Source organism: Acidithiobacillus sp. YTS05 (assembly GCF_024396695.1).
Classification (GTDB): Bacteria; Pseudomonadota; Gammaproteobacteria; order Acidithiobacillales; family Acidithiobacillaceae; genus Igneacidithiobacillus; species Igneacidithiobacillus copahuensis.
This window is the reverse complement of the sequence record NZ_CP094359.1, coordinates 745599-766368: the sequence shown is the minus strand read 5'-3', so window position 1 is coordinate 766368 and position 20770 is coordinate 745599. Positions and strand designations below refer to the sequence as shown.

General features: G+C 57.4%; 20 protein-coding genes. 10 read left to right on the top strand and 10 right to left on the bottom strand.

Features of this window, described 5'->3' with window-relative positions; genetic code table 11:
- Positions 1-34: 34 nt before the first annotated feature.
- The 10 genes from pilM to MQE22_RS03780 all read left to right on the top strand — a co-directional run bounded on the left by pilM (position 35) and on the right by MQE22_RS03780 (position 9444).
- Positions 35-1069, top strand: coding sequence for a type IV pilus assembly protein PilM (gene pilM / locus MQE22_RS03825; protein WP_226826957.1), 1035 nt, complete (start codon positions 35-37; stop codon positions 1067-1069).
- Positions 1066-1641 (top strand): PilN domain-containing protein, encoded by a 576-nt coding sequence (locus MQE22_RS03820; RefSeq protein WP_215872427.1) that lies wholly within the window; start codon positions 1066-1068, stop codon positions 1639-1641. The genes pilM and MQE22_RS03820 overlap by 4 nt, the downstream gene beginning before the upstream one ends.
- Positions 1628-2269, top strand: a complete 642-nt coding sequence (locus tag MQE22_RS03815) for a type IV pilus inner membrane component PilO (protein ID WP_215872421.1) — start codon at positions 1628-1630, stop codon at positions 2267-2269. Before MQE22_RS03820 ends, MQE22_RS03815 begins: the two co-directional genes overlap by 14 nt.
- Positions 2266-2805 (top strand): pilus assembly protein PilP, encoded by a 540-nt coding sequence (locus MQE22_RS03810; protein ID WP_215872420.1) that lies wholly within the window; start codon positions 2266-2268, stop codon positions 2803-2805. Before MQE22_RS03815 ends, MQE22_RS03810 begins: the two co-directional genes overlap by 4 nt.
- A 28-nt stretch (positions 2806-2833) precedes the next feature.
- Positions 2834-5167 carry a type IV pilus secretin PilQ gene (locus MQE22_RS03805; protein ID WP_215872419.1) on the top strand — a complete coding sequence of 778 codons (2334 nt, stop codon included), beginning with the start codon at positions 2834-2836 and terminating at the stop codon, positions 5165-5167.
- Positions 5136-5684, top strand: a complete 549-nt coding sequence (locus MQE22_RS03800) for a shikimate kinase (RefSeq protein WP_255790133.1) — start codon at positions 5136-5138, stop codon at positions 5682-5684. The genes MQE22_RS03805 and MQE22_RS03800 overlap by 32 nt, the downstream gene beginning before the upstream one ends.
- 77 nt (positions 5685-5761) lie before the next feature.
- A complete protein-coding gene (gene aroB / locus MQE22_RS03795; protein WP_215872418.1) occupies positions 5762-6844 on the top strand; it encodes a 3-dehydroquinate synthase in 1083 nt (360 codons plus the stop codon).
- A 3-nt stretch (positions 6845-6847) separates the two neighbouring features.
- Positions 6848-7654 carry an FAD-dependent thymidylate synthase gene (thyX, locus tag MQE22_RS03790; RefSeq protein ID WP_215872417.1) on the top strand — a complete coding sequence of 269 codons (807 nt, stop codon included), beginning with the start codon at positions 6848-6850 and terminating at the stop codon, positions 7652-7654.
- Positions 7655-8806, top strand: coding sequence for a deoxyguanosinetriphosphate triphosphohydrolase (locus MQE22_RS03785; RefSeq protein ID WP_215872416.1), 1152 nt, complete (start codon positions 7655-7657; stop codon positions 8804-8806). It begins immediately after the preceding gene.
- Between the two features lie 128 nt (positions 8807-8934).
- Positions 8935-9444, top strand: coding sequence for an SCP2 sterol-binding domain-containing protein (locus MQE22_RS03780; protein ID WP_226826959.1), 510 nt, complete (start codon positions 8935-8937; stop codon positions 9442-9444).
- Between the two features lie 47 nt (positions 9445-9491).
- On the opposite strand, the gene gatB is transcribed toward MQE22_RS03780, so the two are convergent.
- The 10 genes from gatB to hpnK all read right to left on the bottom strand — a co-directional run bounded on the left by gatB (position 9492) and on the right by hpnK (position 20770).
- Positions 9492-10922 (bottom strand): Asp-tRNA(Asn)/Glu-tRNA(Gln) amidotransferase subunit GatB, encoded by a 1431-nt coding sequence (gene gatB / locus MQE22_RS03775; protein WP_215872415.1) that lies wholly within the window; start codon positions 10920-10922, stop codon positions 9492-9494.
- 2 nt (positions 10923-10924) lie between these two features.
- The gene (gene gatA, locus MQE22_RS03770) at positions 10925-12391 is read right to left on the bottom strand and encodes an Asp-tRNA(Asn)/Glu-tRNA(Gln) amidotransferase subunit GatA (RefSeq protein WP_215872414.1); all 1467 of its coding nucleotides are present in this window, start codon (positions 12389-12391) and stop codon (positions 10925-10927) included.
- A gap of 9 nt (positions 12392-12400) precedes the next feature.
- Positions 12401-12685 (bottom strand): Asp-tRNA(Asn)/Glu-tRNA(Gln) amidotransferase subunit GatC, encoded by a 285-nt coding sequence (gene gatC, locus MQE22_RS03765; protein ID WP_226826963.1) that lies wholly within the window; start codon positions 12683-12685, stop codon positions 12401-12403.
- Between the two features lie 11 nt (positions 12686-12696).
- A complete protein-coding gene (locus MQE22_RS03760) occupies positions 12697-13470 on the bottom strand; it encodes an MlaA family lipoprotein (protein WP_319643724.1) in 774 nt (257 codons plus the stop codon).
- Positions 13467-14117 (bottom strand): ABC transporter substrate-binding protein, encoded by a 651-nt coding sequence (locus tag MQE22_RS03755; RefSeq protein ID WP_215872413.1) that lies wholly within the window; start codon positions 14115-14117, stop codon positions 13467-13469. The genes MQE22_RS03760 and MQE22_RS03755 overlap by 4 nt, the downstream gene beginning before the upstream one ends.
- Before the next feature lie 30 nt (positions 14118-14147).
- A complete protein-coding gene (hpnH, locus tag MQE22_RS03750) occupies positions 14148-15251 on the bottom strand; it encodes an adenosyl-hopene transferase HpnH (protein ID WP_215872412.1) in 1104 nt (367 codons plus the stop codon).
- Between the two features lie 100 nt (positions 15252-15351).
- Positions 15352-16197, bottom strand: coding sequence for a ferritin-like domain-containing protein (locus MQE22_RS03745; RefSeq protein WP_215872411.1), 846 nt, complete (start codon positions 16195-16197; stop codon positions 15352-15354).
- Entirely contained in the window at positions 16194-17237 is a 1044-nt protein-coding gene (locus tag MQE22_RS03740) for a lysylphosphatidylglycerol synthase domain-containing protein (protein ID WP_215872410.1), read from the bottom strand. Before MQE22_RS03740 ends, MQE22_RS03745 begins: the two co-directional genes overlap by 4 nt.
- Positions 17224-19920, bottom strand: coding sequence for an MMPL family transporter (locus tag MQE22_RS03735; RefSeq protein ID WP_215872409.1), 2697 nt, complete (start codon positions 19918-19920; stop codon positions 17224-17226). The genes MQE22_RS03740 and MQE22_RS03735 overlap by 14 nt, the downstream gene beginning before the upstream one ends.
- Positions 19901-20770, bottom strand: coding sequence for a hopanoid biosynthesis-associated protein HpnK (hpnK, locus tag MQE22_RS03730; RefSeq protein ID WP_255790127.1), 870 nt, complete (start codon positions 20768-20770; stop codon positions 19901-19903). Before hpnK ends, MQE22_RS03735 begins: the two co-directional genes overlap by 20 nt.

The following is a 20770-nucleotide window of genomic DNA, read 5'->3' as shown; positions in this document are numbered from 1 at the left end:
CATTACGCACCAAGGTGAGGAAAACATGCTAGGCATGCCCCGTCCCCCGCTGCTCGGTCTCGATATTGGACTGGATGCAGTAAAACTTGTAGAGCTGTCTTCGACGCGGGGACAGTTTACCGTTACCCATGCCGACAGCGAGACGATACTAAGTGACCCGGGTGCAGAACCGGATGGACGAGATCTCGAGTCCAGCAGTAGCGCTATCCGCACAATTCTGCAGCGATCGCGCATCCGCACCAAAAAGACCGCAACGGCATTACCGTCCAACAACGCCATCGTCAAAATCATCTCTCTGCCATCAGGAATGCGCGATGACGTCATCGAGGACCAGATTCGCTACGAGGGTCAACAATACATTCCCTTTCCCATGGAGCAGGTCAATTTTGACTTCGCTGCGCTGGGGCCGGATTCAGAGCGGAAGGGATATCAGCAGATTCTCCTCGTTGCCAGCAAAAGAGATCATGTGGAAGACAATTCTGCCATCATCGAAGGTGCCGGCCTTAAACCAGCCATTCTCGATGTGCGGCAATTTTCCCTGTGGACGCTCATCAATCATCTGCAACCGCAGACCCGTAGCGAAAAAGGCGGCATCGTCCTGATTGAGATCGGCGGTAGCACGACCGGGGTGCACGTTTTCGAAAACTCCCAACCCATTTATTCTCGCGACCACAATTTTGGCACGGCGAAGCTGACCGAAAGGATCTCACAGCATTTTGGCCTGAGTCGTGACGATGCCATACGGATGCAGCGCTTCGGCGGCCTGCCCCAAGAATACGAGAAGGACGTACTCGCCCCGTTTGTCGCCGATCTCGGTCGGGAAATCCTGCGTGCTCTGGACTTCTTTCAAGCCAGCCTACCCGATGTCAATTTACGAAAAATCGCGCTTTTCGGCCCCGGAGCCAATCTCGCGGGCATTACCAAACAGCTCGCTTCCTTACCGGTCGAGACGCCCGACCCGTTTACCGGGATGAGCATCGGATCGGCCGTGAACGAGCGTTTTTTGCGCAGCGAAGGTTCTGCTATGGCGGTAGCCTGCGGACTTGCTCTTCGGAGGTTTGCTGAATGATCTTCATCAACTTACTTCCTCATCGCGAAACCAAGAGAAAACAACAGCAACAGATTTTTCTCGCGGGGCTGCTTCTTGTGCTGATTGTCGCAGCGGCTATTTATTATGGCATTTATCAGGTATTCGTTGGGCGCGTGCAGGCAGAACAGCAAAAAATCGTTTACCTGCAGGGGGTAACCCAGCAACTGGACCAAAAAATTGCTTCTATTGCCGATCTTCGTAAAAAACGCGATGCTTTGCTTGCCCGGGAAAAAATCATCAGCACCCTGCAGGGCCGACGCGATCTCAGCGTCAGGATTTTCAACTCGCTGGCGGCCATCACTCCGCAAGGGGTGTTTTTGACCAAGCTGCAGCAGCAGGGGAACAACGTCAGCCTTTCTGGCTATGCCGAGGGCAACGATCAAGTGGCCGAATTCATGCGAAAAATCGAAACCAGCGGGGTTTTCGACAAGCCCACGTTGGATATCATCAGCAAGGCCCAGTTAGGCGGTGCGGAGGTCAACCAGTTCACTCTCCAAATGCAAACCCGCCTGCCCAAGGCAAAGTCGGAGCAAACTCATGACCTGGGATGAAATCAACAATCTACAGCTTGATGATCTCATGCGCCTGCCACTCAAGGTCAAGGCCATCATTGTGGCTGTCATTATCCTCTTGCTGGGCATTTTTGCCTGGTTCTGGTTCATTTCCCCGGAAAACGACAAGTATCATAATCTTCATCTACAGGTAGAAAGCATGAAAGAACAGGTGCGCCAGAAGCAGCTCCTGGCCGCCGATCTGCCTGCGTATCAAACGCAGATCCAAGAAATGAAACTGCGCTTCCAGCGCTTTCTGAGCCAGCTGCCGGATCGCGCACAAATTCCTTCCCTGCTCGACGACGTCACCCTCGCCGGCAGGAGCCGCGGCCTGGAATTCTCGCTCTTTCAACCACTTCCAGAAGTAAACAAGAATTTTTACGCAGAAATCCCAGTAAAAATCAATGTAGTGGGAACCTATGGCGACATTGGCCGCTTCGCCGCGGCGGTGGCAGCGATGCCGCGGATCGTGACGATCAACGAGATCAACATCTCACCCTCGGCAGGCGCCAGTAGCCCCGTTCCGCCCGCCAAGGCGCTAGCGGCCCAGCAACTACAAATGTCCTGCGTGGCGACGACCTACCGCTATATCGAGGCCAAGACCGACCAGACAGGAGCACAAAAATGAAGGTGTCAGGCCGCATTGCCAGTCTCGTGACGCTAACCCTGCTCTTGAGCGCCTGCTCGCAAAACGACAATCTGGCAAAGCTGCAAGCCTTTGTCCAGGAAGGACCGCAGCTGCATCCCAAGGTTCAGCCACTGCCGCCAATACCGCAGTACGCCGCAACGGCATACAGTAACCCGCAAAATCGTGATCCATTCACCAGCTTCTCCACTCTGGCATTACGTGCAGAGGCGGCATCGGCAGGGACACAGAACGCTCCACAGCGGAAGGGACCACTCCAGCCCTTGGAAAAGTATGCGCTTGGTAGCCTTACCCTGACCGGAATCATGCAGGCGGATGGAAAATACTGGGCGGTATTTCTGACCCCGGACGACAAGGTCTATCGTGCGGACGTAGGTAGCGGCATCGGCGACAAGAATGGTCACATCGTGTCCATCGACGCTCAGCGTCATAAAGTCGTTGTCATTCAGTATCTGCCCAATGCTTTCGGCGGCTACGAAAAACAAAGCACGACTCTGCACTTTCAGAGCAATGCTTGAGTCAAGGATCTGAGCAAGGATGAAGCACATGAACCAGAATGATTCTTTCGCAGTGGTAGCGTCCCAGAGCAAGCGGCGGAAACGGCCTGCCACCCTGCGGTTTGCCCTGGTGACGGCAATGAGCTGCATGGCGGTCACCGGTACCAGCTGGGCCGCAAGCTTGATCCAGGGAATACAGGTGGAGGCCAATAACCAGGGAACGGTACTCAACATCCAGAGCGATTCGCGTCCGTCCTATGATGTGAATACCTTCAACCATGGCTACCGCGTGCAGATCGATTTTCAAGACGCCCATTTCCTCCCCCAGGCTAACAACGTCGCGGGTGCGGGGGTAATCGAAAACATTCTCAGCGAAAATGACGGACACAACGCCCGGCTGGACCTGCTGCTGCGCTCGCCACAGGCGGTGATGGTGGAACCCGCTCCCGGCGGTTACCGTTTGCGCTTCGTTGCCCTGCAGAAGAAGCCAGCAGCCACGCCTGCGGCCACAGCCACTCCTACTTCTAACCCCGAATCCAGCGCGCCCGTTACCGCGGCTCCGGAGACGTCAGTCGTACCTGCCACCCTCGGCACGAGCGTGGAAAACCTGGCTTTTCATCGGGAAAAGGATGGCGCTGGCATGCTCTCCCTCAGCATTCAGGGGATGCAGCCGCAAATGGACGTGAGTCGGGAGCCAGGGCGCCTGGTCGTTACCTTGCACAACACCCAGGTGTCCAGTAGCCTCACCCATCGCTTTGGGACGGATCAATTCGGTACCCCGGTACAGTACGTCGATGTCTATCCCTTGGGCACCAGTACTCGCCTTATCTTTCACATTGATGGGCCGTTTCAGTACTCTGCCTATCAGCTCGGCCAGCAGACCATGATCTCGGTGCGCCATGAGGATGCCAATGCCGCCGTAGAGAATCCCATGCAGAGTAAGCGCTTGAGCATGGACTTCCAGAACATCAGTGTACGGGATGCCTTACAGGTCATTGCCGACTTTACTCACCAGAATATCGTGGTTTCGAATAGTGTCTCCGGCACCCTTTCCATTCGCCTGAAGAATGAGCCTTGGGAAGAGGCCTTCAAGGTGATTCTGGAATCCCAGGGACTTGCGGTAAAGCACATCGGCAACATTCTCTGGGTTGCCCCGGCCAACCAGATTACCAGCCAGGAAGAGGCGGAATTGAAGGCCGATGCCAGCAAGCGCAAACTGGAACCGTTGGAGACTGAACTCATTCCCCTGCAATATGCCCGGGCAACCCAGATCGCGGATTTGCTGCGTGGCTTCTCCCAACAAATCAACAATAGCGATTCCGGGTCTGGCCTCGATGCTCAGCAAAGTCACGCCCTCGCCTCTGCCTTGGGAATTCCCTCGGAAAACCTCATCGGCAATTCTCTCTTGGGCGCGCGCGGTTCCGTCGCTGTGGTCACCCGCACCAATAGCCTCTTGGTACGCGATACCCCGCAAGACATCGACAATATCAAGAAGCTCATCGCCAAGATCGACAAGCCGGTTCCCCAGGTCTTGATCGAGGCGCGTATCGTCCAGATCACCACCAATGCCGCGCAATCTCTGGGCATTCAGTGGGGCGGCACCTACACCTCTGGTGGCGGTGGCGGCATTATCAATCTGTCGGGTACCGGCGCCTCGAATAGTACCAGCACCCAGGGTGGCAGCTATCCGATCAGCGGCTTCGGCAGCAGCAGTGGCACTGGCACCAGCACCGGCAGCACCAGTGGTGGCGTACCTGCGCTGGTGAACCTGCCGGCCTATGCGCCCAGCGGTAGTCCGCTCACCGGCCTGAATCCCGCCTCCCTTGGCTTTGCCCTGGGTAATGCCTCCGGCAGCCGGATTTTGAACCTGCAACTGCAGGCTCTGCAGGCGGCCAACAAGGCGAAGATCATCTCCAGCCCGAAAGTGCTGACCGAAGACAACGAAACCGCCACCATTGCCCAAGGTACGGAGATCCCCTACCAGCAGGCATCGAGCAGTGGCGCTACCGCGGTTTCCTTCAAGAAGGCTGAGCTGAGCCTCAAGGTCACCCCGCACATTGCCCCGAACGGCAAGGTCACCATGGACGTGGAGGCCACCAACAATCAGCCGAACTACGCCCAGGTAACTGCCGGCGGTGTTCCCATTAATACCCAGGAGGTCAAGACCAAACTGCTGGTCAACAATGGGCAGACGGTCGTCATCGGTGGTATCTACACGGAAACCAACAGCAGCTCTCAGTCGGGGGTTCCTTTGCTGAAGGATATTCCGCTGCTGGGTTGGCTGTTCAAGGCCAAGGAATATAATACGGCGCAGACGGAACTATTGGTCTTCATCACCCCCAAGGTGGTGGGTGGAGAGAACATGGGAGACGACGCTGGCTAGAATCATCCTCATTGGCCCCATGGGGTCAGGCAAGAGCACCATCGGCCGCCTTTTGGCGGCCCGTTTGCGTTGGCGCTTCGTCGATTCCGATGCGCGCATCGTGGCTGCTACTGGGGTGGATATTCCCACGATCTTTGCCATTGAGGGCGAGGCGGGTTTTCGCGAACGCGAGCATCGCGTGCTCTACGACATCGCGCAAGAGGATGAAGATATCGTACTGGCCACTGGTGGCGGCGCCGTACTCGATCCGCGCAATCGGGAACTGCTGCGCCGCATGGGCGAGGTGATCTACCTGGAAGTCAGTGTCAGCGAACAGCGCAAACGGCTCCGCCATGATCGTCAGCGTCCGCTGCTGCAGGTGGACAATTTGCGCCAGCGCCTGGACGAACTGGCTGCGGAGCGCACGCCCCTCTATCGGCAGACCGCCCACTGGCGGGTACGTGGCGATGCGCTACGTTCCGACCAGGTACTGCGGCAGATATTGCGCCATCTGCGCGACCTTTGTACGGGCCAGTAGCGCGATAGCGAAAATACTTTGCAGTGCGGCACGAGCCCCCTACAATGGGGAGAACGACGCAGGAAGAGATTCCCGAAATGCCTAGTCTTCAAGTTCAGCTCGGTGCACGCTCCTATCCCATACAGATTGGTTCGGGGATTCTGCACGACGCGCAACGCTTCCTCCCCCACCTGAGTGCGGGCGCCATTGCCATCCTGTCCGACGATCTGGTGGCCCCCCTGTACCTGCCGGCCCTGCGCGAGACCCTGGCGCACGCGCAGCGTCCGCTGGTGGAAATCATTGTGCCGCATGGCGAAGGCAGCAAATCCTTTGCCCGGGTAGAAGAGGTCTGCGGGCAGATGCTGGCGGCCGGACTCGGACGGGATAGCACCCTCTGCGCCCTGGGCGGTGGCGTGATTGGTGATCTCGGCGGCTTTGTCGCCGCCATCTATCAGCGCGGAATTCCCTTTCTGCAAATCCCGACGACCCTGCTGGCGATGGTGGACTCCTCGGTGGGCGGCAAAACCGGTATCAATCACCCCTTGGGCAAGAACATGATCGGCGCCTTCTACCAGCCGCGCGCGGTGATTGCCGATGTCGACACTCTGGACAGTCTGCCCGAGCGCGAATTTCGCTCCGGCTTGGCCGAGGTCATCAAGTACGGACTGATCAACGATCCGGGCTTTTTTGCTTGGTTGGAAGATCATCTGGACGCTATTCTCGCTGAGGATAGCGACGCCCTGGCGCGGATCATTCACGATTCCTGCGCTGATAAGGCGGAAGTCGTGGCACGCGATGAACTCGAGGGCGGCCTGCGCGCCATCCTCAATTATGGTCATACCTTTGGCCACGCCATCGAGGCCGCTACCGGTTACGGTACCTATCTGCACGGCGAGGCGGTTGCCATCGGCATGGTCATGGCCGCCGATCTCTCCCGTCGTCTCGATCTGTTACGCGAGAGCGAGCAGGCGCGCATCTTCCGCCTGATTCAGGCGGCCGGCCTACCGACGCACGCCCCACGTCTGCCGGCAGAGGAGTACCTGCGCTTCATGCGCATCGACAAAAAGGCTGCCGGCGGACAGATCCGCTTCATCCTCCTGCGCAGCATCGGCGAGTCAATCATCACCGGTGACGTGCCGGAAGCTGCCGTGCGGCAGACCCTCAACGCCTTCATGGAGTGAATCATGGCAGCACATAACAAGGCCACCAGCGAGCTGGAGGAAGAAATTGCCGAGCGCCTGCGCGTGCATCCTGACGCCTGCCTGCGCATCGGTAATTTCGGCTTCATCGAGCTCGAAGACAGCTGGGGCGATGAAGCCACCATCGTCAATACCGCCCGCATCAGTACCACCAACAATCGTTTGGCCAATGCCGAAGCCTTCAGCGAACGCGATCGCGCCCTGCTCTATCAGTTGCTTCGCGATCAGCATGGTACTCCCTTCGAAACGGTCTATTTTCGTTTCCGCTTCATCGCCCCCATCTTTGTTTTGCGCCAATGGGTCAAGCATCGGATATCGAGCTGGAACGAGTTTTCTATGCGCTACCGCAAGCCGATATCGGAGGCTTATGTGCCCGATCTCGCCGCCCGCAGCGTCGATGGCTATGCCGTTCTCGACGACGATGCCATGGCCGAATATGAATCGCTGATGAGCGAACTGTTCACCTGGTACGAGCGGCACTATGAAGCCGCCTGCGCGCGGATAGAGGCCGCACGTGCGGAGGGCATCCTGCCGGCCAAAAGTGGCGGTCGCGATCCCTACCGAGGCCGGGCACGGGAACTATTGCGTAACGTGATGCCGGTAGCGGCCTATTCCGACGTTTACTGGACCGTGAACTTCCGCAGCCTGATGAACTTTTTCCGCCTGCGGCGCAAGCCCGATGCCCAGTACGAAATCCGTCAGTACGCCGACGCCGCCTACTTGCTTTTCTCCCGCCGTCTGCCGCTACTGGCCCAGACCATGGAGCAGGTTCTGCAAGAGAGTCACGCATAAATGGAGCGAGGCCTCGCCAGTTACGCAGCGCAAACGGGGCAGAGCCGGGGGCGGCGTCATTTTGAGAGCGAGCCGACCGGGGGCCGCAGCGAATACCAGCGCGATCGGGATCGCGTCATTCACTCCACCGCCTTCCGCCGCCTGGAGTACAAAACCCAGGTCTTCGTCAATCACGAGGGCGATCTCTACCGCACCCGCCTCACCCATAGCCTGGAAGTGGGCCAGGTTGGACGCGCCATTGCCCGCCAGCTGGGTCTGGATGAAGACCTGGTGGAGGCCATCTCCCTTGCCCATGACTTGGGCCACACCCCCTTTGGCCATGCCGGACAGGATGCTCTGAACGCCTGCATGGCGGAGTATGGCGGCTTTGAACACAACATCCAGTCTCTGCGTGTCGTCGACGTGCTCGAGATGCGCTACGGAGACTTCCCAGGTCTCAACCTGACCTTCGAGACCCGCGAAGGGATACTCAAACACTGCAGCCGCAATCGCGCAGAGAAACTGGGAGATGTGGGCGAGCGCTTTCTCAAGGGCGAACAGCCCAGCCTCGAGGCACAGATCACCAACTTGGCGGATGAAATCGCGTATAACAACCACGACATCGATGACGGCTTGCGCGCCGGTCTGCTCAACCTTGATGCGCTCGTCGAAGAAACCATGTTTGGCCCCATCTACCGCGAAGTCGCGCAGCGATATCCCACGGCATCGCGCACGGTGTTGCGGCACGAAGCCGGTCGTCGCCTGATCAATCTGCTGATTACCGATCTGGTGGAACATACCTCCTCGCGGATCAGCGCCGCAGGAATTCAGAGTCCTGCGGACGTACGCCAATGCTCCGAGCCCCTCGCCGCCCACAGTCCAGACAGGGTCCGCGCCATTCGCTCCCTGAAAAGCTTCCTGATGCAGAATCTCTATCGCCATCCCCAGGTGCATCGGCAAGCCGAAAAGGCGAAGCGCACGGTACGACAGATTTTCGAGCTACTCTTTACCGATCCGCAGCTCCTGCCGCGCAAACAGCAAGGCTTTCTGCGGGAGCATCCTGGCGATCTGCGGCGCCGTGCCCGGGTAGTGGCAGATTACATTGCCGGCATGACCGATCGTTTTGCCATCGCCGAACATGAAAGACTCTTTAATCCTCGATCGGGAGCATAGATAGGTTCTGAGAATCTACTGATATTCTTTATCTTTCTGGCTTATTCCAAAATAAAAATCTGTTGTTGTCCCGCATTTCGGTTTCGCTATAGACTCAAGAAGTTTTATCAACAAGCGGGAAGAGGAGAATGATGATGATCAAAAATCTGTTGATGTCTGCCGTACTCGGTTCAGTCCTTGCAGCACCTGCCCTGGCTTTTGCGGCAGCCCCAGATTTCATGTCCCCGGAATGGGCAAACGAGCTATGCACTGCCTGGAATCAGAATGACACCCTGACCACCAAGCTGGCTGGTGCCTGGATCAAGAACAACGGTGGAAAGGGCTATAAAGTCATGGAGATTTCTGATTCGACGATGAAATCGACCCCGCCCGTGCAACTGGAAATTGCGCCCAAGGATGGCAAGGCCGAATGTATTTACGGCGGCGCAGTGAAGGTTACTGATCTCAACTATAACTACGACTATAAAATGTGGGCCACTACCCACGACTGGCATCACATGGGTTCCCCGATGATGGCGATGATGTTTGGACGTCTGAACTTCAAGGGACCGAAGATGGAGGCCATGGAAAACATGGGTCCGTTCTCGGAGTTCCTGAAACTGGTGAAGGAAGTTCCGGCTACGGTTCCGGCATCCTGATACCGGGCAGGAAAGCAAAACGTCCGGCAGCGTATGCCGGACGTTTTTTATTGTGCCTGCAAGCGCTCCCGCAGTAAGGCGTTTACCTGATCGGGATTGGCCTTTCCCTGGCTGGCCTTCATGACCTGCCCCACAAAAAATCCGAAGAGCTTTTCTTTTCCCGCGCGATAATCGGCAGCTTGCTGCGGATTTTTCTGGATGATCTCGTCGATCATGGCAACGATAGCAGAGCTATCGGTAATTTGGCGCAGGCCCCGCGCATCGATGATGGCATCCACCGAGCCCCCTTCAGCGAAGAGGATTTCGAAAATTTCCTTGGCAATTTTTCCAGAAATCGTCTGATCGGCGATGCGTGTTAGCAACTGCCGCAGCTCTTCTGCGACGACAGGACAGGATTCAATCTCCAGGCCTGCTTTGTTCAGTGCCCCCAGCAATTCTCCCATCACCCAGTTCGCCGCCAGCTTGGCATCCTGATCGGTAGCGACGATTTCATAATAATCCGCCAACTCCTGCGCGGCGGTCAGCACCGCGGCATCGTAGGTTGGTAAGCCATACTGTTCGATGAAGCGAGCCTTGCGAGCATCCGGCAGCTCCGGCAACGCAGCGCGAACCCGCTCGATACGCTCTTCCTCCAACTGCAAAGGGAGAAGATCAGGATCCGGGAAATAGCGGTAATCGTTTGCCTCTTCCTTGCTGCGCATGGAACGCGTTTCGCCTTGATTGGCATCGAAGAGACGGGTTTCTTGCACGACCTTACCGCCCGCCTCGAGGATGTCCTGCTGCCGCAGAATTTCGTAGCCAATCGCCTTTTCCAGAAAGCGAAAGGAGTTGAGATTCTTGATCTCGGCCCGGGTGCCGAAGGGCTCACCGGGACGCCGCAGGGACACGTTGGCATCACAACGAAAGGAACCTTCCTGCATATTGCCGTCAGAAATATCGAGATAGCGCACCAAGGCATGCAGCTTTTTCAAATAGGCGACGGCTTCCACTGCAGAGCGCATGTCCGGCTCCGAAACGATCTCCAGTAACGGGGTTCCTGCCCGGTTGAGATCGATGCCCGATTCGCCCGCGTAGGCCTCATGCAGAGACTTGCCGGCGTCTTCTTCGAGATGCGCTCGGGTAATGTTGATACGTTTTTCCATTCCATCCGGCAGCAGCACATCGAGATGTCCACGCCCGACAATGGGGATCTCGTACTGACTGATCTGATAGCCCTTCGGCAGATCCGGATAGAAGTAGTTTTTTCGCGCAAAGACACTGCGGTGGTTCAGCTCGGCACCTATGGCCAGGCCGAAGGCTATAGCTTTGTCGACAGCCGCCTCATTCAGTACTGGCAGTGCTCCGGGCATGGCCAGACAAACGGGACAGGTATGCGCGTTAGGCTCTGCGCCGAAAGCGGTAGAACAAGCGCAAAAGATCTTGGTGCGGGTGTTGAGCTGCACATGCACCTCAAGCCCGATAACGACTTCCCAGGCCATGCTCATTGCTCCTCCCAGCCTGGCACTTGCTGGTGCCAATCACTATCCCGCTGGTAGGCGTCCCCAAGCCCAAGAATCAACTCATCTGCAAAGTAATTTCCCATGATCTGCAGACCGATGGGCAACCCTGCCTTACTGAAGCCACAAGGCAAACTCAGGGCGGGAATACCCGCCAGATTCACCGCGATGGTGTAGATATCGGCAAGATACATGGCTACCGGATCGGCACTCTTGGCCCCCAAGGCAAAGGCGGGAGTTGGTGTGGTCGGGCCCATGATCACATCCACCTCGGCAAAGGCACGACGAAAATCCTCACGGATCAGGGCGCGAAGCTGCTGCGCCTTGCGATAGTAGGCATCGTAGTAGCCGGCGGAGAGCACGTAACTGCCGACCAGAATGCGCCGGCGCACCTCGGGGCCGAAACCTTCATAGCGCGACTGCAAGTAGAGCTCCTGCAAGTCGACAGACGAGCCGCTGCGATGGCTATAGCGGATCCCATCGAAACGGGACAAGTTGCTGGATGCCTCGGCCGGCGCCAGGACATAGTAGGTACTGACGGCATGGACATTGTTGGGCAGGTGCACCGGTCGAATTTCCGCACCCTGACGAACGTACCACTGAATGGCTTCTTGCACGACCTGCGCCACCTCAGGATCCAATCCCTCTCCGAAAAATTCCTCCGGAACCCCAATACGTAGACCCTTCACGCTGCGTCCCAGGGCTGCCGAAAAGCGTCCGGCGGCCTGCGGATGGCTGGTAGAGTCAAGAGCATCGTGACCAGCCATGACGTCCATGAGCAGGGCACAGTCGGCAGCCGAACGCGCCATCGGCCCCCCTTGGTCAAGGCTCGAAGCAAAGGCAATCATCCCGTAGCGGGATACGCGCCCGTAGGTGGGCTTCAGGCCAGTCACCCCACAAAACGCTGCTGGTTGGCGGATGGAACCGCCCGTGTCGGTACCGGTAGCGGCAGGCAGCAAACGCGCCGCCAGCGCGGCCGCCGAACCGCCCGAAGAGCCACCTGGTACCCGAGTCAGGTCCCAGGGATTGCGCACTGCACCGAAGAAACTGGTTTCGTTGGACGAGCCCATGGCAAACTCGTCCATATTGAGTTTGCCCAGGCTCACCATACCCGCTTTCTGAAAACGCTGGACCACCGTGGCGTCGTACGGAGAGACAAACTCCGCCAGCATCTTCGATCCACAGGTCGTGCGTTGTCCGCGGGTACAAAAGATATCCTTGTGCGCCAAGGGAACCCCCAGTAGGGGCGCACTATCGCCTTGCGCGCGGCGTTGATCCGCGGCGCGGGCCTGCTCCAGCGCCGATTCTTCGCTAATGGTAATGCACGCATTGAGGTTGTCCTGCGCTTGCCGCAGGCGCTGCAACAGGGTGGAGCTGAGCTCCACCGCCGAGAAATCCTTGTTGCGCAATCCTGCCGAGAGCTCCGCAACGCCCATCTGGTGGAGTTCCATGACCAACCCTTATTCAATAACCTTCGGAACCAAAAACAGCCCGTCCTGCGCGCGTGGCGCCGAGGCCATCAACTCTTCTCGGGACAAACATTCCTGCCGCAATGCATCGGATCGCAACGGCTGCCGCAAATCCAGCGGGTGCGCCATCGGCTCAACGCCCTGCGTGGGCACGGCCTGCATCTCCGCCACCAGCGAAAAAATCCGCTCCAGTTGACTAACCATCTGCGGCAACTCGTTGTCTGGCAACGCAATACGACTCAAATGCGCGATGCGCTTGACCATTTCCGTATCCAAATTTTCTCCCTTTACGGTACGTTGGCAGCGGAAGCCGTCCCTGCGGTCGGCGGCAAATCCAAACCCTCCAACAACTGATTCTTGTTGACCTTGCCGCCATCGATCAGGAACTGTTCATGCTGCTCCCAGGCATTGCGGGCAAAGACATACGGGTTGACGGCATCCTCCACCATCTTCACCTGTGGCGCATCCACATGACCGGTGTTGATCACACCCATCCCGCCCCAGGCCCATTGCGCATTGCTGCTCGGAAAATAATACGGGGGCGCAACAAAAATCGCCAGAGCCATACCGGGCAGGTTGCGCAGCGAACTGGGACCATAAAACGGCAAGACCAGATACGGTCCCTGTGGCACTCCCCATACCCCCAGCGTCACGCCAAAGCCATTATCCTGCTTGGGAAGATCGAGCTTATTGGCGACATCAAAAATGCCGCCCAAGCCGAAAATGGTATTGACCAGAAAACGGCTCAGGCCTTCCATTCCCGGCTGTACCCGTCCTTGCAGGAAATCGTTGAGGAAGATATAGGGCATGTCGGCATTGGCGAAGACATTGCTGACACTGGTGCGGAAAAACTTGGGGGTAACGGCTTCATAGCCCTGATTTACAGGGCCGAGAACATTGCGGAACAGCCAAAGATTGGCATTGAAGATGGGCTTGTTGACCGGCTCGAGGGGATCAGTTGCCCCAGAAGAAGCACTCGAGGGACCATGCATGGTCGCGCAGCCGCTCAAGCCAAGGGACGCAACGAGACCGAGCAGAAGAGCTAGACGGCGGACGATCACGATTTAGTACCGGATGCGTAGGCCTGGATTTCCTTCCGCAGATGCGCAAGCAGTGCCGGGAAACCCTTGCTCTTGATCATTGTCGTATATTCCGAACGCTTCATCGATAGATCGCTGACACCATCCGCGACCACGTTTATGATTTTCCAATCTTTTCCATCAGCCTGCTCAAGCAGGTAGTCAAAGCGATGCACCCGGCCGTTTTTCATCGTGAAGGTCGTAAAAACCCCCATGGTGCCTGGGCGTAACTGCTGCGCCTCGACAACGGCAAAGTGCTCGCCATTGTAACCATCAAAACGGCCAGCGTAGGTAGCGGCGGTATACTCGCCAAGTACTTTCACAAACTGCTTTTGCTGATCCGCATTGAGCTTGCCCCAATCCGTTCCCAACGCCAGCTCGCCAATCCGCTGAAAATCAAAGGTCTTCTCCACCACAGGGGCGATAATCTTGTACCGCCCCTGATAACCGGCATCTTTGCCGGCCTTCATGGTGGCGATGAGGGCATTATCCAGATTCTCGATCGTCGCCTTGGGACTGCTTACTGCCGCCGTCTGACCGCTGGCCGCATCTGCCCAGGCAACAGAACTGCCCGCGGAGACCAAGCCTAGAGCCAAGACTGGCAGGATCAACCGGATGCTACGAAACATAAAAATCTCCTTTGCAAGCACTTCAGCGAATCAGCGCTCTACCCGTAATGGAAACACAGGTCTTTCCGATCCCGGGTTCGGAGGGCTGGAAGGCATGTCTGGCGCCATCGGACCCCGAGTCTTCGGCCCAAACAAAGACACCCGCAGTGCTTTGAGTGGATGCGCAAAGGTATCGTTCACCGCCGTTGGCTCAAAACCCGAGTGCACCTGACACTGGTCGCACTTGCTGTTGTTTCCCACCCCGTAACGCTCCCATGGAGTATCCTCCATCAGCGCACGAAAACTAGGGGCATAGCCTTCGCTGACGAGGAGATAACAGGGCTTCTGCCAGCCGAAAATGTTGCGCGTCGGATTTCCCCAAGGCGTGCATTGATAGGTCTGATTACCGGCAAGGAAATCCAGAAACAGGCTGGACTGATTGAACTTCCACTTGGCCTTGCGCTCCTTGCCAATACGGAAGATGTCGCGAAAGAGCTGCCGTGACGCCTGCCGCTTGATGAAGACTTCCTGCTGCGGCGCACGCTCATAATTGAAGCCGGGAGAGATCGTCACCCCCTCCACGCCAAGCGCTTTACAGTCATCCAGGAAGTTTGCGACCTCCTCCGCACCCTCGCCCTGAAACAGGGTGCAGTTGACCGTCACCCGGAAACCCTTTTCCACCGCCTCACGAATGGCTGCCGCCGCTCGCTTGTAGGTTCCCGGCTGACAGACGGAATCATCATGACGATGCTCATTGCCGTCCAAGTGTACCGAGAAGGTCAGGTAGGGCGACGGTTGATAGTCTTCCATACGCTTCTTCAGCAGCAGGGCATTGGTACACAGGTACACAAAGCGTTTACGTTGCACGAGGCCGGCAACGATCTCGGGCATATCCTTGTGGATGAGCGGCTCCCCGCCGGCGATGGAGACGATGGGCGCACCGCACTCCTCCGCCGCACCGATACATTCTTCCACGGAAAGTCTCTTATCCAGAATCTCATCGGGGTAATCGATCTTGCCGCAACCGGAACAGGCCAGATTACAACGAAACAGTGGCTCCAGCATGAGCACCAAGGGATAACGGCGGTTACCACGCAACTTCTGCCCGATGATATACCGGCCTACGCGATAACTCTGAACAAGTGGCACTGCCATTTTCAGCCTACTCCTTTCCTCGGGGGTTCTATGCCCGGGCAATCGAATTCATGTGTTAAGTATAACATACCGTAGCGTATGTTACCCAAGCACCTTTTCGTTACGCCGCTTTTCTGCGCGATAGAAAGAAAAACAGAAAGTTGGCGATACGCGGAGCCAGCTTGGGGCGCAGCAAACGCGCGTCATACGGGGCAAAGCGTCGCTCGTTTTCGCTGCGGCAGAGGGCAAGGAGCTTGGTGAGACTCATGTCCTGACTGACTTGCTCATGCCCAGTCATCGTAAAGTTTTCCTCTCCCCCATTATCCATCCCGCGCGCCGTCTGGATGCGTGCCCAGGCCTGCAGAGCGATCACTTGGAGGCGTCGATATTCCAGCTGAATCTTTTTCCACCAGGGAAGTTGCTGACGGTACCAATGTAACCAATTGATAAAGAAAATGATATGCCGCGCTTCCTCTTGCATGATCGGGTCAAAAATCTTTACCAACGCCTCCGGAAAAAAGCCCGAATCGCGCGCCGCCGCAAAGAGACCAAAGGCGAAATACGAGTCGAGACATTCCCCATAACCGGTAAAGAGGAATTCCCAATACGGATCACGAATGGGTGGTGGCGTCGGCATGGGAGGAATCGCAATGCCGTAGTGATTCACCAACGCTTGCAAGAGCTCGGCGTGCCGGCGCTCCTCAAAACCGTCCAGGGCAATTGCTGCCTTGACCAGAGGATCCGCCTCGGCATCGGCCATGTGCTGCACCATTCGCGCAGTCACACTCTCCGTGGCCACGGCTTCTCCCCAAAACGGCAGGGACTTCAAGCGCTGCTCCGCCGCAGGATCCAGATCAGGCCAGTCGATCCGGGCCGGATCGAAGTCGATATGGGTGGCGTGAAAAAACTCACAAAACAGTTCCCGATGGCCCTGCGCGGTCATCCCCCCCACTACTGCTGCGCTCATACGCCCTCCTCTTGAGACCATTGTCTTCCTAACCATTTTTTTCGCAAGCCTTGGCCCTCCCAAAGATACCAGGAAAGCAACAAGGGGATTCCCAGTGCCAGTTCGCGAAAACGGCGCAGGAGCGAATAGGCCAGGGCCAGCTCCGGTCCAACGCCGATGATCGCGCCAAACAGGACGAACCCCCCTTCCTGCACGCCCAGCGCTGCAGGCATGAAGAATGCCACACTTCTCAGGGCTTGCCCCAAACTCTCCAGAAGTACGGCAGCAGACACGGGAATAGGGTGTTGCAGGAGCAAGAAACTCAGCCAGAGTTCACCAGCACCGGCAAAAAGCCCCGCCAATTGCCAGAAGTTTGCCCAGAGCAATGTCCAGCGCCGCCGATAAATGTGCAGAATCTCTGCGTCTAGTTGCCGCGGTTCGCCAATCAGGACCGAAAAATCTCGGCCGCCACTTACGCGACCCAACATTGTATGTAACATATGAAAGAGGCCGACGCGACCCTGGAACCAGAACAACAAAGCCAAGACCGGCAAGACCGCGAGCAGAGCAAAAAAGATATCCCTACGGATCTGCAGATCAACGGCCCAGTGCAGCAAAAGGAAGAAACCAAGGACAGCGAAGAAAAACTGACTGAGCAAGGTCAGACTGACCTCTACCACCACGCTGGCCGCTGCCTGCACCAGCGAAACACCCATACGTGCCAGTAGGCGGATACCGACAAATTCGCCGCCCACACGGGCAACGGGCAGTAGGCCATTGACAGCCTCGCGCAGCAGGGCCAGCCAGGTCAACCTAGACAAGGCCGGGCGCCCGGGCACCGAGGCGAGGAGCCAGCGCCAACTCATCGCATCCAAACCGATCACCAAGGCATGGGCGGGCAACAGCAACCAGACCAGCCAGGAGCTTTGCTGCAATATGGAAAATATTCCCCGTGCCCCCTCGTGCCAGACCAGCCAGACGGAGAACAGGAGCCCGAGGGAAAGCAGCGCGGCGCTGCCTATGCCCCGGTGAGAGAAAGAAGAAAGATTAGCTGCCCTCATCCTGGGCAATTCCTTCCTCACGCGGTGAGGGGGTAAAGAGGAGCAGCAGTGCTGGCAGCACGACCAGAATGCAGAGCAGGACCACCGCGAGAGCGATACTCAGGGCGTCCCCCAAGCTCGCCATGCCCGGGTCGACGGACAGCGCCATACTGCCAAAGGCACTGAGGGTAGTGAGGCCACTGAAAAATACCGCCATGGGCGTTGACGTTTGCAATAGATGGGCAGCATCGACCCCACTACGCCAACGCAACACGATGTAGATACCAAATGCCACCCCGAGACCAATGAGGAGCGGCAAGACGATGATATTGCCGAGATTGAAACTGACGCCCAATAGTGACATTGCAGCCACTGTAAACAGCGCTGCCAACAGCAAAGGCAAAACGATCAGCAACATGTCGCGGTAACGGCGCAGCGACAGCAAAAGCAGTAGCGCGATACCCACAATGGCGATGTAGGTCGCCTCCTGAAAGGCGCCCAATACCGCCTCTCCACCTTGCACCAACATCACCGGCGCGCCAACGGCACGCGGCTCCGCCTGCAGTACCGTGGAGACAAATTGCAGCATCTTCTGATTATTGGTCAGATCCGCCTTGGGAAAGACTTCTACCCGCGCCTGCCCATCAGCGGCAAGGTAGCGACTGCGTAAGTCCGTCGGCAAATTGTCGATGCTTACCCGCGAGGCCAGGAGCGCCTCGCCCAACTGATGCAGTTCGTCTGGCAAAGTGCCAAGTAAAGAACTCTGCAGCGACGCCAGCGCCTGAGGATTCTGCGCATTTGCGGCCAGGAATCGCCCCAGAGCGTTCGCCAGGTTGCCGGCCGCCCGTCCTTGCGTGCCCTTGTCCTTAGCTGCCAGCTCCTGCAAATTCTTCTGTAGCTTCTCCATCTTTTGGGTCGTATCCGGCGCTGGCGGCGTCAAACTGGCAGGCATCAATAGCGAGAATGGTGGTACGAGGATCTGCAGGTTATTGAGTATAGCGAGTTTTGGGCCCTGGTCTTGCGGGACATAGTCGGCAATGGTCAACGCCCGGGCAACCGTCGGTACCTTTTCTAGTCGCTTGGCGATGGCTTTTGCCTCGTCCAGATTTTTTGCAAGGACCTCGATGCGATAGGGTGCCGTATCCGGATTGGCAAGCAATTCCTCAAAAACCTTTACCCCCTCCGCATGCTGATCGATCATGTGTAGCGGATTGAAGTCAAAACGAACCTGTAGCGCGGCTGGTATCGCCGCGACCGCAAGCACGGCAACCACTGCCAGTATCATCCAGGCGTAGCGGTGAATGGGATGCCGCGCCAGGGTAGGCACCCGATGAAAGTGGGGAAAATCTACGTGTTTCCGCGCCGTTGCCGAGAGCCGCCAGATGGTGAGAAAGGCCGGCAGCAGGGTAAGGGTGAGGAATAGTCCAATCAACATGCTGGCGCCGGAAACCAGCCCCAGATCGACAATGCCGGCATAACTGGTGGGCACAAAGGCGAAAAAACTGATAGCTGCCGCGACTGCTGCAAGTGACAGGGCTGCGCCCAGACCACGGGAAACGCGCTTCATCGCCTCTTCGTGGCTTGCACCGTTGAAGAGTTCCTCGCGAAAACGCAGGCTGAACTGGATACCAAAATCGACACCCAAGCCAATGAATAAGATGGCAAAAGACACAGAAATCAGGTTGAACGGCCCAATCACCAGCAATGCCCAGGCGGTAGTGAGAACGATACCCGCGATGAGATTGACGAGCACGCCAACGACCAGACGGGCGCTGCGCAACGCAATGATGAGAAGCAAGATCTCCAGACCGAAAGTGATGGCCAGCGAGGTAAACGCCCCTTCGCTGACCGTTTTCAGTTGCTCTGCATCCAGTACTGCCTGGCCGGTGATCCCCACCTTCAGCCCATGCGCCGCGTTGATGTGCAAGGTCTCCAGACCCTTGCGTAAGAACTGGATAGAGGCCTCGGCTGGCTGCAGACTGCCATAATTCAGAGTTGGCTCGATAATGACAAAGCGCTGCTGGGGTCCCAGATGTCCCAAACCGCCACCCATCAACTTGGCCCAATCGATCTGCCGCGGATGTCCGGTCAGCTGCGCATCGATACTTTGCGCAAAGGCATCGTATACGGGTACGAGACCTTGAACATCGACGTTGCCGTGCAGACTCTGCTGCGCTGCCTCTGTAAGCAGATCACTCATACCTGCCAGACTGGGGTTGGCAGAAAGACTGGCAATCAATGGCTGCGCCACCGTGATCCGCTGCGCAAACTCCCGCACCTGCTGCTCGGAGAGATAGAGCAAGCCATTCTGGGCGAAGAATTTGCCACCGCCCGGCACATAAACACTGCGGAAATATTTGGGATGCGCCTCCAGCCAGCTTTGTAGACGCCCGACAGCGTTCGCCGTCGCGCTCGCGTCCTTTCCCTGCAGAACGACGACGATACTGTCGCGGTCCTGGGGAAAGACCTTTTTGTAGGCGATTTCGCGTTTCTGAAACGGCAGATCATGAGACAACACATCGCTAGTGTTGGTATTCATCGCGAAATGGGTGGCAATGTAGGCGAGCGCCACCAGGAGCAGGAGGACAAAAAAGAGAAAAACCGCTTTGGCATGGCGCACCGAGAAGGCCATGAGCATACAAATGTGGCGCATGTACCACTCGCCAATGCGCGCGAGAAAGCGCTCAGCCGCAGGCGAAATCATGATAGGTTCCGGTACGAATACCCTGGGCGCGTAGATTTGCCGCGAGTTCCGGCGCACAGAGCGCCCGCCACTCTGCCGCGGGCCGATAGTCTGGCATCAGTTGCCGCAGTTGCGTAGTCTGTTCCTGCGCGGGGTGAAAATACAGCTCCGTTACCTGCCCTGCCGGGACCACGGCGAGGGCACGCTGCAGTCGGTCAGCGTCCATCTGTCCGGTGGACTGCAGACCCAGCAAGAGATCGTTGCAGAAGAGCCCTTGCGAGCGGATGACGTGCCGCATGCGCGCAACCCAGGGCAGTAATAAGCGCGCGCCCAATGCAGCGCTACCCGTCACTGGCGCCAGCTGCCGCGCCAGTGCCAACGGCTCCCGCGGAATGCGTACCGCACGCAAGGCAAAGCGCTTGCCAATTTCGATGAGTAGGTGCAACACGGTAGGATGGGCGTGCAAGTGCTTGTGCGCGTTCACATGATCGAGATGCAGACCGCTGTCGGCAAAGGCCGCGTATTGAGCGGCGATTTCGGCTGCAAGCTGGCGCCGCACCCGCGGCAGAAAAAAATAGCGCACGCCGCGACGCCAAAGGTCAGCGGCAAAACGCCCATGGGCATCGACCAGATCAGGAACCTGCGCCGCAGGCAATACCGGATAACCATCCACCAGGGTCAAATGCAAACCAACTCCAAGATCAGGCAGATTCCGCGCAAGCTGAATGGCCTCAGAAGCCGCCGCGGCCGAGACCATCAGACTTGCGCTATTGAGCACCCCGTATTGATGCGCAGACGCAACTGCAGCATTTACGGAAGCATCCAGGCCGAAATCATCTGCATTGAAAATGACTTTTCGTTCGTTCGCCAC